Origin of the sequence: Streptomyces hygroscopicus subsp. hygroscopicus (genome assembly GCF_001553455.1) — a bacterium.
In the GTDB taxonomy this organism is placed as follows: Bacteria; Actinomycetota; Actinomycetes; order Streptomycetales; family Streptomycetaceae; genus Streptomyces; species Streptomyces hygroscopicus.
Genome location: NZ_BBOX01000042.1, coordinates 1 through 15077 on the forward strand (window position 1 = coordinate 1; position 15077 = coordinate 15077).

The 15077-nt window shown below is 72.1% G+C and carries 13 protein-coding genes and 1 pseudogene; 8 read left to right on the forward strand and 6 right to left on the reverse strand.

Annotated features, from left to right (window positions below; translation table 11 throughout):
- Window positions 1-290, forward strand: a pseudogene (locus AXW62_RS05580) (SMP-30/gluconolactonase/LRE family protein); the annotation flags it as partial.
- Between the two features lie 227 nt (window positions 291-517).
- Here AXW62_RS05580 and AXW62_RS05585 read toward each other — a convergent pair.
- The 3 genes from AXW62_RS05585 to AXW62_RS05595 form a co-directional block, all read right to left on the reverse strand.
- Complete coding sequence (locus AXW62_RS05585) at window positions 518-880, reverse strand: hypothetical protein (RefSeq protein WP_060943507.1); 363 nt, start codon at window positions 878-880, stop codon at window positions 518-520.
- A complete protein-coding gene (locus tag AXW62_RS05590) occupies window positions 877-2328 on the reverse strand; it encodes a serine/threonine-protein kinase (RefSeq protein ID WP_060943508.1) in 1452 nt (483 codons plus the stop codon). The genes AXW62_RS05585 and AXW62_RS05590 overlap by 4 nt, the downstream gene beginning before the upstream one ends.
- A gap of 103 nt (window positions 2329-2431) precedes the next feature.
- Window positions 2432-3913 carry an FG-GAP repeat domain-containing protein gene (locus AXW62_RS05595; protein ID WP_252368508.1) on the reverse strand — a complete coding sequence of 494 codons (1482 nt, stop codon included), beginning with the start codon at window positions 3911-3913 and terminating at the stop codon, window positions 2432-2434.
- Between the two features lie 391 nt (window positions 3914-4304).
- Here AXW62_RS05595 and AXW62_RS05600 point away from each other — a divergent pair, with 391 nt between their 5' ends.
- The 5 genes from AXW62_RS05600 to htpG all read left to right on the forward strand — a co-directional run bounded on the left by AXW62_RS05600 (window position 4305) and on the right by htpG (window position 9397).
- Complete coding sequence (locus AXW62_RS05600) at window positions 4305-5843, forward strand: Rieske 2Fe-2S domain-containing protein (protein ID WP_060943510.1); 1539 nt, start codon at window positions 4305-4307, stop codon at window positions 5841-5843.
- A gap of 295 nt (window positions 5844-6138) precedes the next feature.
- Entirely contained in the window at window positions 6139-6330 is a 192-nt protein-coding gene (locus AXW62_RS43775) for a hypothetical protein (RefSeq protein ID WP_159060818.1), read from the forward strand.
- A 155-nt stretch (window positions 6331-6485) separates the two neighbouring features.
- Window positions 6486-6932 carry a nitroreductase family deazaflavin-dependent oxidoreductase gene (locus tag AXW62_RS05605; protein ID WP_060943511.1) on the forward strand — a complete coding sequence of 149 codons (447 nt, stop codon included), beginning with the start codon at window positions 6486-6488 and terminating at the stop codon, window positions 6930-6932.
- 173 nt (window positions 6933-7105) lie between these two features.
- On the forward strand, window positions 7106-7261 hold the full coding sequence (locus AXW62_RS44365; RefSeq protein ID WP_164502473.1) for a hypothetical protein: 156 nt from the start codon (window positions 7106-7108) through the stop codon (window positions 7259-7261).
- A gap of 240 nt (window positions 7262-7501) precedes the next feature.
- Entirely contained in the window at window positions 7502-9397 is a 1896-nt protein-coding gene (gene htpG / locus AXW62_RS05610; RefSeq protein WP_244502852.1) for a molecular chaperone HtpG, read from the forward strand.
- A 159-nt stretch (window positions 9398-9556) separates the two neighbouring features.
- Here the strand turns inward: htpG and AXW62_RS05615 are convergent, their stop codons facing one another.
- Window positions 9557-10207: a TetR/AcrR family transcriptional regulator gene (locus AXW62_RS05615; protein WP_060943513.1), complete on the reverse strand. Its 651-nt coding sequence runs from the start codon at window positions 10205-10207 to the stop codon at window positions 9557-9559.
- Window positions 10208-10267: 60 nt separating this feature from the next.
- On the opposite strand from AXW62_RS05615, the gene AXW62_RS05620 reads away from it, so the two are divergent.
- Entirely contained in the window at window positions 10268-11212 is a 945-nt protein-coding gene (locus AXW62_RS05620; protein WP_060943514.1) for a serine/threonine dehydratase, read from the forward strand.
- A gap of 73 nt (window positions 11213-11285) precedes the next feature.
- On the opposite strand, the gene AXW62_RS05625 is transcribed toward AXW62_RS05620, so the two are convergent.
- Together AXW62_RS05625 and AXW62_RS05630 are read right to left on the reverse strand one after the other, a co-directional pair.
- Complete coding sequence (locus AXW62_RS05625; protein WP_060943515.1) at window positions 11286-11768, reverse strand: VOC family protein; 483 nt, start codon at window positions 11766-11768, stop codon at window positions 11286-11288.
- A 58-nt stretch (window positions 11769-11826) separates the two neighbouring features.
- Window positions 11827-12561, reverse strand: coding sequence for a MerR family transcriptional regulator (locus AXW62_RS05630; protein WP_060943516.1), 735 nt, complete (start codon window positions 12559-12561; stop codon window positions 11827-11829).
- A 136-nt stretch (window positions 12562-12697) separates the two neighbouring features.
- Here AXW62_RS05630 and AXW62_RS05635 point away from each other — a divergent pair, with 136 nt between their 5' ends.
- Window positions 12698-14947, forward strand: a complete 2250-nt coding sequence (locus tag AXW62_RS05635) for an ATP-binding cassette domain-containing protein (protein WP_060943517.1) — start codon at window positions 12698-12700, stop codon at window positions 14945-14947.
- Window positions 14948-15077: the final 130 nt, after the last annotated feature.

Below are 15077 nucleotides of genomic sequence, written 5' to 3' on the forward strand. Positions count from 1 at the left end.
CCGTGGATCTGCTGCACCGCGCGCCCGCCGCGCTCCGCGGGGCGGCGGCGCCTGTCGTCGCGGGGCTCCGTCCGCGTCCGCGGCCCACGGTGCGCGCCCTGGCCATCGGGCCCGACGGCCGGGTCGTCCGCCATCTGGTGCGGCGCCGGGCCCGGTACCGGATGGCCACGAGCGCGTGTGTCTCCGGCGGCCTGCTGGTACTGGGCAGCCTCCTCGAACGGGGCGTCGCGGTGTGCGCGCTGCCGCCCGGGGACATCACGCCGCCGGCTCATCCCCACCCGGTGGAGTAGCCTCGGCGGCGCCGGCGCAGCGGCCGGACGGTCAGCGTGGACAGCAGCCCGGCGAACCCCACCACGACGACCGCCAGACCGGGTCCGAAGCTCCGGGCGTACGCCACGACGTGGTCGGGCGTCGAGACGCCGCCGCCGCTCCCGGGGGCGGCGGCGTCCGGCTCACACCCCGCACCGCGTAGTGAACGCGGCGCGCGCCCCGGACGACCCGCGGCCACCGGCACGGATCAGCGCCGGTCACCGTAACGCTTACCGAGAAACCCCCCGACCAGAGCGGCCGTACCCCCGCCAAGGATCGCCGCACCCTGCGTGGCGGCGTCATGGGCGAGGAAGTAGGTGGCCACCCAGATGTACCCGACGACCGTTCCGGCGCCCAGCAGCGAGCCGAACGCCTGGAGTCCGGTGTGCACCCACTCCATCCGGCGGCGGTGCTCCCGTTCCCGCTGGAGCTCGGTGAGGATCCAGTCCACCGTGCCGGGTCGGACCGCCTCCCACTCCTTGGCCTGTTCCACCGGCAGCCGGTCGCCCCAGGGCACCACCGTGTCCTGGGGGCCGCCCAGCGTGGGGTCCTCGTTCGCGTTCTCGGTCACGGGGCCTCCCCCGGGCGGTCCGGACGGGGTGCGGGGTCCGCTGCCGCGGTCCGTGGCGGAGGCGGGCCGAGCGCGGCGAGGAGGCCGGCCATGTCCCGTTCCATCTCACGCTCCACCGGCAGCCGGATCCGCCGCGCCGGGGGCCGAGGGACCGCCAGCGCCGCCAGGTACCCCTCGCGCAGCGCCCGCCAGGGCCCGGCGGGCCGGTGGCCGGCCGTCTCCCCGGCATCCGCGCTCAGGGCGTCGAGCCATCGGGCCCGCCGGTCCCGTCGCCTGGCCGACGCGAAGCCGCGCGCCGCGAGCCCCAGCCACAGCGCGCCGAGACATCCCGGCACCAGCCATCCGGGCAGGTCCTCCAGGGAACCCGGGCGCAGCGACGGCAGGACCACCGCCCCCGACACGGCGAGGAGGACCCCCAGCACGACGGCGACCGGGGCGAGCGCCCCGACGACGCCCACGGCCCGCGCCCGCGTGGCCGCCGCCCCGATCGTCACCGTCCCGGTCACCGCCGCGGCCTCCGCCGCGGCCCCCGGGGCGGCACGGACCGGCTCGTGGTCCGCCCGCGCCACGGCGTCCAGCAGCGCCTCGGCCTCCTCGGCCGTCGGCCGCCGTTCCGGGTCCCTGGCCAGCAGCGCCTCGATCAGCGGCCGCAGCGGGCCCGCGTACCGCATGGGCGGCGGCGAGGCGCGCAGGACCGCGCCGACCGTCTCGCCCACCGTCGCCCCGCGGAACGGTGCGACGCCTTCGACGGCCTCGTACAGGGTCACGCCCAGTGACCACAGGTCGGCCTTCAGCATCTCCTCCCCGGTCGCCGGGGCGGACGCATGTGTGAGGCGTTCCGGCGCCATGTAGGCGGGTGTGCCGACCAGCGCGTCCTCCTCCATCAGCCGGCCGGTGGCCACGAAGTTCAGGCCGAGCGGATCCACCAGGACCGCACCGCCGTCCGGACGGAAGAGGATGTTGCGCGGTTTGACGTCCCGGTGCGCCACTCCCGCCGCGTACATCGCGCGCAGTCCGCGCAGGACCTCCAGGCCGGTCCGGGCCGCCTCGGGCACGGACAGCCGCCCGTCCCCCTCGTCGAGCCGGGCCGCCAGCGAACGCGGTTCGAGGCGTTCCATGACGATCCAGATCCGGTCGCCGTCCACGGCCAGGTCGTGGACGGCGCCCAGATGCGCGTTCCCGGCCCCGGCGAGGGCGCGGATCTCGCGGCGCATGCGTGCGGTCCACCGCGCCCGCGCCTGCGGGTCCGGATCGGCGCCCACGCGCAGCTCCTTGAGGACGACCGGGCGGTCCAGGCTCAGGTCGTGGGCGTCCCACACCAGGCCCATGCCGCCCGCGCCCAGGCGTCCGCGCAGCTCGTACCGGCCGCCGATGGTCCGCCCCCCGGGCGCTCCCCGCCCCGGACCGTGCCCGTGCCGATCGCCGCCGGAGGTTTCCCCCGCCGTCATCCGCCACCCCCTCACCAGCCGGCTCACGCCCACAGTAGGGCGTCGGCCGGGCTCGGTGGAGGGGGCCGCGACGAACGGAACGGGTCCGGCGGCGCGCCGCGCGTCAGGGTGCGCCGTCGCCGTAGGGCGCGCTGGTGAACACCACCTCGTCGTCGGTGCCGTCGGTCACCCAGAACCGCCGCGGCTTCTCCCCGTAGCGCGCGAAGAGCGGGCCCGGCCCCCAGGCCAGCACCACTTCGTCCGTGCCGTCGTGGTCGTAGTCGCCCGCGCCGAAGAGCTTGACGGCGCGCTGCTTCCCCGGCACCTCGAGGCCGTCCACCCGGGCCGGCACGGTGCGGTCCAGGGTGCGGCGGTGGGCGATCTCCCCGGGGGCGTCCGGGCGGATCGTCAGCAGCTGGATGCCGCCGGTGCTGAGCGGGACCGCCAGTTCGTCGGTGCCGTCGCCGTCGGTGTCGGCCGCGGCGAGGACCTCGCCGCCCAGCGCGGGGATCCTGATCGGCGAAGGGGCCGTTCCGGCCGCGCGCCCGGTGTACACGCTCACCGAGTGGTCGACGTCCGGGGGCTCGGTCCCGTAGCCCGGTTCGTCGTTGCGAGTGCCGGTGTCGGCGACGGCCACATCCCGCTTCCCGTCGCCGTCGAAGTCGCCGAAGGCGATCGCGTTGCCCTTGCGGAGGGTGCGGCCGGTGGTGGCGAGGCCGTCCGGGCCCGCCCTGAGGAGCGCGGACTCCATCTGGTCGTCGTCGCCCTGCGCGTGCACCACCAGATCGGTGGGCCGGTCGCCGTCGATCGTGTCGGCGTACAGCCCCTCGATCTGGCCGCTCGGACCGAGCGGATCGGCGTACGTCGCGGTGCGGGCGGCCCTGCCGTCGCGGCCGAACGGGCCGTACAGCACGTGGAAGTCCTTGCCGCCCTGGCGCACGGCGGCCACGTCGTGGTGGCCGTCCCCGTTGAAGTCACCTACCGTCAGCGGCCGGGGCCCTGCCAGGCCGTCGTCGGCATCGGTGAGCCGCAGCGCGGTGGCCGGGGCCCCGCGGCGCGGCCCCTCCGGGCCGCCCCAGGTGATGTAGGGCAGCGTCTGGGTGGCGATGTGGACGCGGTCGGCACCGGCCGGATCGCGTTCCTTGGTGGCGGTGGCGAGCACATCGGCGAAGCCGTCGCCGTCGAGGTCGGCGGTGGTCACCGAGCGCATCTCGCCCGTGTCGCGGTCCACCCACCCGGCGCCGGTGGGCAGGCCGAGGTCCGCGCGGCCGAGCACGGTGCGGACGGCGGGGTCGACGCCCTTCGCCGAGCCGTACACGAAGGCGATCCGGCGCAGGCCGCCGAGCGTCTCGTCGGAGGGGAGCGGGATGCCGAGCTCGGGGCGGCCGTCGCCGTTGAGGTCGTCGGGGAGCGCGCTGCCCCTGCCACGGGCGACGGGAGCGGTCGCGGTGGGGGTGACGACGGGTGAGCCGGTGCTCCGGCCGGCCCCGCCGCGGCCCTTCCTCTCCTCGTCCCCGCCGCCACCGCCGCACGCGGTGAGCAGCGCCAGCGCGGTGGCGCAGAGGGCGGCGGTGGCGGGGCGGAGCCCGGTGGTGCGAGATGACATCACGCCACGACAGCGCATCCGGTGCGCAGGCGCCAGAGGGAGAGATCATTTCGTTACGGCCGGCTCCCCCGCCGACGGACGTCCGCGGCGCAGGTTCCACCGGCCGGTACGGCCGCCGAGCCCCGTCGCGGTCGGCGGGGCCACGTCCAGCCGTCAGAACACCGGCGCGGACAGGCCGAGAGCGTGCACGGGTGCCGGGTGCCACGGCGGCAAGCCGGGCGGCGGCCACCGGCGCCACCGGTCCGGCCACGGCCCACAGGCCCTGATCACCCCCGCGTGACCCGGGTGGCGCAGTCCGCCACCCGGCGAGCGCAGTTGCGGATGCACCCGGCCGCGACCCCCGACACGGTGGAGACATCGGACATCACCGACCGGGTTGAGGTGCTGTGGTATGCGCGTGACCGGACTTGGGCATGCTGGGCTGTTCATCGAAACCGCGGCGGGGTCGGTGCTCTGCGACCCATGGGTCAACCCCGCCTTCTTCGGCTCGTGGTTTCCGTTCCCGGACAACACCGACCTGGACTGGGCGCACTACGGGCGCGCGGCGGACTACCTCTACGTCTCCCATCTGCACCGCGACCACTTCGACGCGGAGAACCTGCGCCGGAACGTGCGCAAGGACCTCACGGTGCTGCTTCCGGCCTTCGCCACCGACGAGCTGGAACGCGAGCTGAGGGCGCTCGGTTTCACCGACTTCCTCCACACCCGCTCCGGCACACCGGTCGAGCGCGACGGCCTGCGCATCATGATCACTGCGCTGACCGGCCCCGGGGACGGACCCATCGGCGACTCGGCGCTCTCGCTGGACGACGGCCACAGCGTGCTGCTCAACCAGAACGACGCCCATCCGCTGGACATCGCGGCGATCCGGGAGTTCGGCGAGGTGGACGCGTACTTCGTCCAGTTCTCCGGCGCGATCTGGTATCCGATGGTGTACCAGCTTCCGGAGTCCGCCAAGAAGGAGTTCGCCGCCCGGAAGCGGCAGGGCCAGTTCGACCGGGCGCTGCGCTACATCGACGCGGTGGGGGCCAAGCACGTGTTCCCCAACGCGGGCCCGCCGTGCTTCCTCGACGACGAGCTCTTCGACCACAACGGCACCGGCCGGGACGGCGAGAGCATCTTCGTCGACCAGCTGGAGTTCCTGCGCGAACTGGGCCGAGCCCGCCCGGAGGTGGCGGCGCATCTGCTGCTGCCGGGCACGGTGGCGGAGCCGGACAGCACGGCGTGCAAGCTCACCCACCGCTACACCGGCAACGAGATCGAGCGCATCTTCGGCGACAAGCGCGCGTATCTGCGCGACTTCGCCCGCCGGCAGCGGCCGGCGCTCGCCGCCGAGCGCGCCTCCCGTGCCCCGGCGCTGCCCCGCGAGCGGCTGCTGACCGAGCTGAAACGGTGGTGGGAACCGCTGCTGACCAGGGCCGACCGGATCTGCGCGGGCGTCGGCGGCCCGGCGCGGCTGGATGTGGGCGAGGTGCCGATCGTGATCGACTTCCCCGCGCGGGAGGTCCGCCTCTGGGACGGTGAACGCTGCCGCTACACGCTGTCCACCTCGGCCGACCTGGTGGCCACCAATATCGCGCGGCGCGAGGTGGACTGGTCCAACAGCCTGCTGCTGTCGATGCGGTTCACCGCCAGCCGGATCGGGCCCTACAACGAGTTCCTGTACGTGTTCTTCAAGTGCCTGTCCATGGAGCGCATCGAGTACGTGGAGAACTACTACGACTCCTGCCAGGACGACGGCCAGGACATCGTGCTGGACGGCTGGCGGGTGCAGCGGCGCTGTCCCCATCTGCGCGCGGACCTGAGCCGGTTCGGGCAGATCGAGGGCGAGGTGCTCACCTGCACGCTGCACGGCTGGCGCTACGACCTGTCCACGGGCCGCTGTCTGACCTCGGACGGACACGACATCCGCGCCTCGCCCGCGTCATGACCCGCCGGGCGGGGACGGGACCGGCCGTGACGGTGTCGCCACGGGCGGCGAGCGCGCGGTGTTCCCGTTGTGCCGTCTCGGTTCCGTCCCCCACGGTGCGTGGGGGACGGAACCGAGACGGCACTGGGGTGTGGACACTACGCCCGGCGCCGAAGTGTCCGCGACCGGCCGCCCCGCCCCTCCCCGACCGGCCGGAACGCTGACAAACGCTGACGTGAACCGGCGATCCGTCCGCCGTGTCCGGCCGTGACCGGTCTCGCGCGGTGAGGGCGCCGCAGCTGGGTACCCGATCGCCATGGACAGAAATGAGCACTCTCCGCTCACGCCCGATCTGCCGCCGGTCGTCGACGTACCGGACCTGACCTTCCCCGCCCGGGGACGGCCCTCCGATGAGCCGAAGCGCACGGCGGAGCGGAACGGCGACAAGGAAACCCCCTCATCCCGCCCCTCCACCCCCTCCCCCGGTCCACGCCGCCTGGCGGCGTGACGCCCCCCTCGCCGCCTCCTCGTCGCCCCCGCGTCGCCGCCCGACGGCCCGAGCCCGTCGGAATGATCTCCCGGGCGCCCTGTGTTGAGGATGAGCACAGACAGACGCCAGGCGAGACTTCGCACAAGCGACAAAGCGACAAGGGGACGGACACCATGCCATTGCAAGGCGAGTACGAACCGAGCCCGGAAAAGTTCGTACGCGATCAGGTCGAGCTGATCGAGCGGTCCGGCGGCACCGAGGGAACGACCTTGCGGGGTCTGCCCGTGGTCGTCCTCACCACGCGGGGCGCGAAGAGCGGAAAGATCCGCAAGACCCCGCTGATGCGGGTGGAGCACAACGGCACCTACGCCGTCGTCGCCTCGCTCGGCGGCTCGCCCAGGCACCCGGTCTGGTACCACAACCTCCTGGCCGACCCGCGGGTGGAGCTGCAGGACGGCCCGCTGCGGCAGGACATGACGGCGCGCGAGGTCACGGGCGAGGAGAAGGCCCTGTGGTGGGAGCGCGCGGTGGCGGCGTTCCCGGACTACGCCGAGTACCAGGCGAAGACCGACCGCCAGATCCCGGTCTTCGTCCTGGAGCCGGTGCCCGCCGGGCACTGAACCGACGGGTCCGGCGCGCGCCACCGCGCCGGACCCCTGCGGACCGCCCCGGGCCACCGCCGTCGTGGGTGGTCCGCGGGCCCCCCGTGTGACCGACACCGCGGCATGCCTGTTGGATGGATCGGGTAGCCGGGAGCGTGACCCGGAATCCGTACCCAAGGAAGTGCGCCAACATGACCGCGACAGACAAAGCCGGCTTCGCGCCGATCTACGACAGCCTCGTGGCCGAGCAGGGCGACGTGCCCGCCGAGACCCGGGAGGCGGCCGAGGAAATCCGGCGTGAGGCCGCCGAGGCGCTGGACTGGAGTACGGTGCGCCGCGACGACTGACGCGGCCCGGCACCATCCCCCGCGCGACCGTGGCCGTGTCCCGTGAGCGGCCATGACCGTCCCGAGAGCGGCCGTCCGTCATCCGCCCGGAAGGCCGCTCCGCGCCCCCTCACCTTCGATAAACTGCCGATGACGTCCTGTGCTTGATGGCGTCGACACGCATCTCACGAGGGGAAACAGGTGACTACAGGGGTCGAGACTTTCGAGTTTCAGGTCGAGGCGCGGCAGCTTCTGCAGTTGATGATCCATTCGATCTACTCGAACAAGGACGTCTTCCTGCGCGAGCTGATCTCCAACGCTTCGGACGCGCTGGACAGGCTGCGCCTTGAATCGCTCCGCGACGAGAACCTTCAGGCGGACACCTCTGATCTCCATATCGCCATCGAGATCGACAAGGAGTCGCGCACCCTGACCGTCCGCGACAATGGCATCGGCATGTCGCACGACGGAGTCGTGGAGCTCATCGGCACGATCGCGAACTCCGGCACCGCCACATTCCTCAAGGAGCTGCGGGAGTCGAAGGACGCGGCCGCCTCCGCGGACCTCATCGGGCAGTTCGGGGTGGGCTTCTACTCCAGCTTCATGGTGGCCGACGAGGTGACCATGGTGACTCGCCACGCCGGGGAGACCCAGGGCACCCGCTGGGTGTCCACCGGCGAGGGCACCTACACCATCGAGCCGGTCGACGACGCTCCCCAGGGCACCTCCGTCACGCTGAAGCTCAAGCCGGAGGACACCGAGGACCATCTCTACGACTACGCCTCGCCCTGGAAGATCCGGGAAATCATCAAGCAGCACTCGGACTTCATCACCTGGCCCATCAGGATGGCCGCCGTCCAGCCCCCGGCCCGGCCGGACGCGTCGGACGAGCCGGACGCGTCCGAGGGGAGCGAGGAGAAGGCGCCCGAACTCGAGACCGTCAACTCGATGAAGGCGCTGTGGGCCCGTCCCAAGGACGAGGTCACCGAGGACGAGTACCACGAGTTCTACAAGCACATCAGCCACGACTGGAACAATCCGCTCGAGACCATCCGCATGCAGGCGGAGGGCACGTTCGAATACCAGTCGCTGCTGTTCATTCCGGCCCGCGCCCCGCAGGACCTGTACATGCAGGACCGCAAGCGGGGTGTGCAGCTCTATGTGAAGCGCGTCTTCATCATGGACGACTGCGAAGCGCTGATGCCGGAATACCTCCGCTTCGTCAAGGGCGTGGTGGACGCGGCGGACCTGTCGCTGAACGTTTCGCGGGAAACCCTTCAGCAGGACCGCCAGATCCAGCTGATGCGGCGGCGGCTGGTGAAGAAGGTGCTCTCGACGGTGAAGGACATCATGTCCTCCGACGCCGAGCGCTACGCGACCTTCTGGAAGGAATTCGGCCGCGTTCTCAAGGAAGGTCTGCTCAGCGACCTGGAGAACCGCGACGCGATTCTCGAGGTGTGTTCGTTCGCCTCGACCCATGACGCCGAGCAGCCGACCACCCTGCGCGGTTACACCGAGCGCATGAAGGAGGGGCAGGAGCACATCTACTACATGACCGGCGAGTCCCGGTCGATCGTGGAGAGCTCGCCCCATATGGAGGCGTTCCGGGACAAGGGCTTCGAGGTGCTCGTCCTCACCGACCCCATCGACGAGCTGTGGGTCGACGCCGTGCGGGAGTTCGACGGCAAGCAGCTGCGTTCCATCGCCAAGGGGCAGGTCGACCTCGACTCAACGGACGAGAAGGACGAGGAGGCGGAGGCCGAGCGGGAGCAGCGGAAGAAGGACTTCGCCGAGCTGCTCTCCTGGATGACGACGACGCTGAGCGAGCAGGTCAAGGAGGTGCGGCTGTCCTCGCGGCTGACCACCTCCCCGGCCTGCATCGTGGGTGACACCTTCGACATCACCCCGGCCCTGGCGAACATCTACCGCTCCATGGGCCAGGAGCTGCCCGAGACCAAGCGCATCCTGGAGCTGAACCCCACCCATCCGCTGGTCAGCGGGTTGCGCAAGGCCCACGGTGAGCGCAAGGACGACAGCGGTCTCGCGGAGACGGCCGAGCTGCTGTACAGCATGGCGCTGCTCGCCGAGGGCGGTGAGCTGAGCGATCCGTCGCGCTTCATCAAGCTGGTGGCGGAGCGGGTGCAGCAGACGCTGTAGCCGCGCCGGGGCGCGAGGCGGGGCGGGCCCACACGGGGCCCGCCCCGCGGGCGCTGCGGCCCGCGGACGCTATGGCCCACGGACACTGTGGCCCGCGGACACGGGCTCACCCCGTGGACGCTCCCCCGCGGGCACCCGCCCACCCCGCGGGCGCGCTGGTCACCGTCCCAGGAAGGCCGACGCGGAGGCGTCGATCAGCTGCCGCAGCGCTCCGTAGTACACCTCGTGGTCGGCCAGCGCGGGCAGGACGACGTCGAGGTGGCCGGTGAGGACCGGGAAGTCCTCGGGGTCCAGTACGGCCAGCGCGGTGCGCGCGGAGGCCGTCGCCCGCTTCCTGTCCCGGTGGTCGACGAAGGCTACGGCGCCGAGCGTCAGCAGATACAGCCGCCGGTAGACCTCGACCGCCGCCCGCGGTGTCATTCCGGCGGCGACGCTGTGCGCCAGTTGTGGCTCGACGAGCCGGCCGAGCAGTTGGGGGCCGAACCAGGACCGGCCCGCCCGCAGCGCCACCAGCCCGGGGTGCTCGATGAGCACCTGATAGAAGCCGGTGAAGCGGGCTTCGGTGGCCGTCGCCCAGTCGGTGTCCCGCCCCACCAGCGGCACCCGCCCGGCCAGCTGGTCGGCGCACGCGGTGAGCAGACCGTCGAAGTCGCCGCAGCGGCGGAAGACCGTGGCGTGTGAGACCCCCAGGCTCTGGGCCACCCTCCGGAAGCTCAGCGCCTGGGGGCCCTCCTCGTCGACGATCGACAGGGCCGCCTCGGCGATGGCGTCCAGGGAGGGCTGGTCGGCTTCCGCGCGTTCGCTTCTCACGGAGGTCAGCGTAACAGTGGTTGTTACAGCGTATCCGCTGGTTGTTACGGTGTATCGGTGATGACCTACCAGGACGTACAGACCGCGGCCCAGCGGGTCGCGGGGCATATCCGGCCGGTGGCGCTCGCCCCGGTGGACCCGGGGGCGTGGGGCGCCGCGGAGGGCTGGCTGGCGCTGGAGTACCTGCAGCACACCGGCTCGTTCAAGGCGCGCGGCGCGTTCAACTTCATCAGCAGCCATGTCGCGGCGGGCGCCATGCCGGACGCGGGGGTCGTGATCGCCTCCGGTGGGAACGCCGGGCTGGCCTGCGCGTGGGCGGCGGCGCGGCACTCCGCGCCCGCCGCGGTGTTCGTCCCCGAGACCGCGCCCGTGGTCAAGGTCGACCGGCTGCGCCGGCTCGGGGCCGATGTGCACCAGGTGGGCACCGAGTACGCCGACGCGCTCGCGGCCTCGGAGGAGTACGCCGCCGAAACCGGCGCCCTGCGGTCGCACGCGTACGACCACCCGCTGATCGCGGCCGGGGCGGGCACCCTCATGGAGGAGGTTCTCGCGGTCCGGCCGGACCTGGACACGGTGGTCGTGGCGGTCGGGGGCGGCGGGCTGTTCTCCGGTGTCGCGGCCTCCGCGCTGGAGCACGGCGTCGGGGTCGTCGCCGTGGAGCCGCGCGGAAGCCGCGCCCTGAACGCCGCGCTGGAGGCGGGCGCGGTGGTCGACGTCCCGGTGGACTCGGTCGCGGCGGACTCGCTGGGGGCACGCCAGGCGTCCTCGACCGCGCTGGAGTGGGCCCGCAGGGACGGGGTGCGGTCGGTCCTGGTGTCCGACGAGGAGATCGTCGCGGCACGGCAGGCCCTGTGGGACGACCGCAGGATCGCGGTGGAGCACGCCGCGGCCACCGCGCTCGCGGCCGTCACCTCCGGTGCGCACCGGCCGCGGCCCGGGGAGAAGGTCGCGGTGGTCCTCTGCGGGGCCAACACCGACCCCGCGGATCTGGCCCACCGCCGGTAGCGGTGGCAGCGGCGCGGATCCCGTACGGCGCCGGCGGCGCCGGATGCCGTACGGGACCGGCCCGCGGCCGCCGCTACCGGCCCTCGTACGCCGTGCGCAGCGTGGCGATGTCGAGCTTGCTCATCGACATCATCGCCTCGGTGGCCCGCTTGGCCTTCTCCAGGTCGGGGTCGCTCACCATGTCGATGAACTCGGCGGGGACGACCTGCCACGACACCCCGAACTTGTCCTTCACCCAGCCGCAGGGACCCTCCTCGCCGCCCTCGGAGAGCCTGGCCCAGTAGTAGTCCACCTCCTCCTGGTCCGCGCAGTGGATCTGGAAGGAGATGGCCTCGCTGAAGGTGAACTCCGGTCCGCCGTTGAGCCCCACGAACTTCTGTCCGTTGGCTTCGAACTCGACGGTCATCACGGTCCCCGCCGGGCCGCCGGGCTCGACCCCGGTGTAGCGGGCGATCCGTCCGATCCTGGAGTTCTTGAAGATGGAGACGTACGTCCGGGCCGCCTCCTCGGCCTGGCCGTCGAACCACAGGCATGTGGTGAATCCGTCAGTGGCCATCGGTACCTCCTGCGCTGGTGGAGTGTTCTCCCCTACCGACCGCTCCCGCCCCGGGAACTCATCGGTCCTCGGCCGGCTGATTCTCCGTGAGGTAGTGGTGCAGCCGGCAGGAGCCCTCGAGCATGGCCGCGGCGCGCTGGGCGAGCCCCTCGTGCCGTCGGGCGATGACCGTGCGCAGGGCCTCGCTGCCGCCGGTGCGGCGCAGCCCGTCGAGGACGGGCCGGATCTGGGGCAGCGGGTAGCGGACCCGGCGCAGCAGGTCGATCATCCGGGCGTCCCGGACGTCGGACGGGCCGTAGACCCGGTAGCCGGTGCCCGCGTCCCGCCTCGGTTTCAGCAGGCCTGCGGACTCCCACACCCGGAGGGCCGAGGTGCGCACCCCGATCCGGGCGGCCACCTCGCCGATGCGCAGCGGCCCCGACCGTGACGGAGCCGATGTCTCCGGGGGCTGCCCGGCGACCGCTTCGAGCGCCTCGCCTGCCGCCCGGAGGGAGAGCCGCTGGTCATGGAGCGCGGCATGAGCGGAGTTGACCAGGGTGAGCGCGAGGGAGACGTCCCCCGCGTGGACGGCCCGCATGATGCCCCGGGCGGTCTCCGGGCCGTATCCCGGCACCAGGGCGCGGTAGGTGACCAGGGCTCCGCGGTGGCGGTCGTCGAGCCTGCGGTATCCGGCGGGGGTGCGGGCCGCCGGGGGCAGGATGCCGGCGTCGACGTAGTTGCGGATCTGCTGGGTGGAGACACCCGCCATGCGCGCCAGATCGACGGGGCGCAGCGCGGCGCGGGTACGGCTCACGGGTTCGCACCTTTCCGGTAAGGGCCTACGGGCGAGTTGAAGGTTAGCGCCGAGTCCGCCGCGTCATATCCGGTGCGGTGCCCGGAGAAAACCGTGAAAAGTCTCAACGTCGCAGTTCAATGAAACACTTGAAGCCATGGATGTCAGCGAAATCAAGGTCCGTGGCGCCAGGGAGAACAACCTGGACAACGTCTGTGTGGACATTCCCAAGCGGCGGCTCACGGTGTTCACCGGTGTCTCCGGCTCCGGCAAGTCCTCGCTCGTCTTCGACACCATCGCCGCGGAGTCGAGGCGGCTGATCAATGAGACCTATACGGCGTTCGTCCAGAACTTCATGCCGACGCTCGGCCGTCCGGACGTCGACTCGCTGCACCATCTGAGTGCGGCGATCATCGTGGACCAGGAGCCGATGGGCGCCAACTCGCGTTCCACCGTGGGCACGGCCACCGATGCCCACACCCTGCTGCGGATCCTGTTCAGCCGGATCGGCAGCCCCTACGTCGGTCCACCCCTCGCCTTCAGCTTCAACACCGCCGAGGGCATGTGCCCGCGGTGCGAGGGGCTCGGCAGGGTCTCCGAGATCGACATCGGCCAACTCGTCGACCGGGACAAGTCGTTGCGCGAGGGGGCCATCACCGTCCCCGGATTCGAGGTGGACAGCTGGTACTGGCGGGTTATGGCGGTCTCCGGCCTTTTCGACCCCGATGTCCGGCTCCGGGACTACACCCCCGCCCAGTGGGAGGACTTCCTGCACAAACCCGCCACCAAGATCAAGGCGGGGAAGAGCAACCTCACCTACGAGGGCCTGGTGACCAAGGTCCGCCGGCTGTATCTGACCAAGGACCGGGAGACGATGCAGCCGCGGACGCGCGCCTTCGCCGACCGGGCGGTGACCCTGACCGAGTGCCCCGCGTGTGAGGGCGCCCGGCTCTGCGAGGCGGCCCGGTCCTGCCGGGTCGACGGCCGTACCATCGCGGAGTGCTCGGCCCTGCAGATCAGCGACCTGGCCCGGTTCGTACGCGGTATCCGGGACGATTCCGTCGGACCGGTTCTGGAGGGGCTGCGCGCGACCCTCGACTCACTGGTCGAGATCGGTCTGGGATATCTGAGCCTGGACCGGGAGTCCTCCACCCTGTCCGGCGGCGAGGCCCAGCGGGTGCGGATGGTCCGTCACCTCGGCTCCAGCCTGACCGATGTCACCTATGTCTTCGACGAACCCACGGTGGGCCTGCATCCGCACGACATCGAGCGCATGAACCGGCTGCTGCTCCAGCTGCGGGACAAGGGCAACACGGTGCTGGTCGTGGAGCACAAGCCCGAGACCATCCGGATCGCCGACCATGTGGTGGACCTGGGGCCCGGAGCGGGGGCGGCGGGCGGGCGGATCTGCTACGCGGGCGATCTGGCCGGGCTGCGCGCCTCCGCCACCCTGACCGGGCGCTATCTGGACCACCGGGTGCCGCTGCGGGAGAAGGTGCGGCGGCCCAGGGGGCAGCTGCCGGTCCGGGGCGCGCGGCTGCACAATCTGCGGGACGTGAGCGTGGACATCCCGCTCGGTGTGCTCACCGTCGTCACCGGTGTCGCCGGATCGGGCAAGAGCTCCCTGATCCACGGGTCGCTGTCCGGGCGGGAGGACGTGATCGTCGCCGACCAGTCGGCGATCCGTGGCTCCCGCCGCAGCAACCCGGCCACCTACACGGGGCTGCTCGATCCGATCCGGGCCGCGTTCGCCCGGGCCAACCACGTCAAACCGGGGCTGTTCAGCGCCAATTCCGAGGGGGCCTGCCCCCGCTGCAAGGGGATCGGGCTGACGTACACCGACCTCGCCATGATGGCCGAGGTGGCCTCGGTGTGCGAGGGCTGCGAGGGGAGGCGGTTCCGGCCCGAGGTGCTGGCGTACCGGCTGCGCGGCCGGAACATCAGCGATGTCCTGGGCATGTCGGTGGCCGAGGCGCGGGAGTTCTTCACCACCGGTCAGGCCCGGCTGGTCCTGGACCGGCTGGCCGCGGTGGGACTGGGCTATCTGGGGCTCGGCCAGCCGCTCACCACGCTCTCCGGGGGCGAGCGCCAACGGCTGAAGCTGGCCGTCCACATGGCCCGCAATGGCTCGACCTACGTGCTGGACGAACCGACCACCGGACTGCACCTCGCCGATGTGGACCAGCTGCTCGCCCTGCTCGACCGCCTGGTGGACGCGGGCAACACGGTCGTGGTCATCGAGCACCACCAGGCCGTGATGGCCCACGCCGACTGGATCATCGATATGGGTCCGGGGGCGGGCCATGACGGCGGTCAGGTGGTGTTCACCGGAACGCCCGCCGAACTGGTGGACACCGGTGGCTCCCTCACCGCCGCCCACCTGCGCGACTACGTCAAGCAGGCGTGAGACCTCTCGGCCCGGTCGTCCCGTCCCGGCGGCCCGGCCCCGTGGAGCCGGGCCATGGTGCCGTCCCGTGGCGCCGCTCCCCGTTCCCGTGCCGTGGTCCCGCTGCCCGTTCCCGTCCCGTGGCCCCGCT

Coding starts and splice junctions, on each gene's coding strand:
- AXW62_RS05590 (WP_060943508.1), bottom strand. CDS start 2,328: ATGACGGCGGGGGAAACCTCCGGCGGCGATCGGCACGGGCACGGTCCG.
- AXW62_RS05595 (WP_252368508.1), bottom strand. CDS start 3,913: ATGTCATCTCGCACCACCGGGCTCCGCCCCGCCACCGCCGCCCTCTGC.
- AXW62_RS05600 (WP_060943510.1), top strand. CDS start 4,305: ATGCGCGTGACCGGACTTGGGCATGCTGGGCTGTTCATCGAAACCGCG.
- AXW62_RS43775 (WP_159060818.1), top strand. CDS start 6,139: ATGGACAGAAATGAGCACTCTCCGCTCACGCCCGATCTGCCGCCGGTC.
- AXW62_RS05605 (WP_060943511.1), top strand. CDS start 6,486: ATGCCATTGCAAGGCGAGTACGAACCGAGCCCGGAAAAGTTCGTACGC.
- AXW62_RS44365 (WP_164502473.1), top strand. CDS start 7,106: ATGACCGCGACAGACAAAGCCGGCTTCGCGCCGATCTACGACAGCCTC.
- htpG (WP_244502852.1), top strand. CDS start 7,502: ATGATCCATTCGATCTACTCGAACAAGGACGTCTTCCTGCGCGAGCTG.
- AXW62_RS05620 (WP_060943514.1), top strand. CDS start 10,268: ATGACCTACCAGGACGTACAGACCGCGGCCCAGCGGGTCGCGGGGCAT.
- AXW62_RS05625 (WP_060943515.1), bottom strand. CDS start 11,768: ATGGCCACTGACGGATTCACCACATGCCTGTGGTTCGACGGCCAGGCC.
- AXW62_RS05635 (WP_060943517.1), top strand. CDS start 12,698: ATGGATGTCAGCGAAATCAAGGTCCGTGGCGCCAGGGAGAACAACCTG.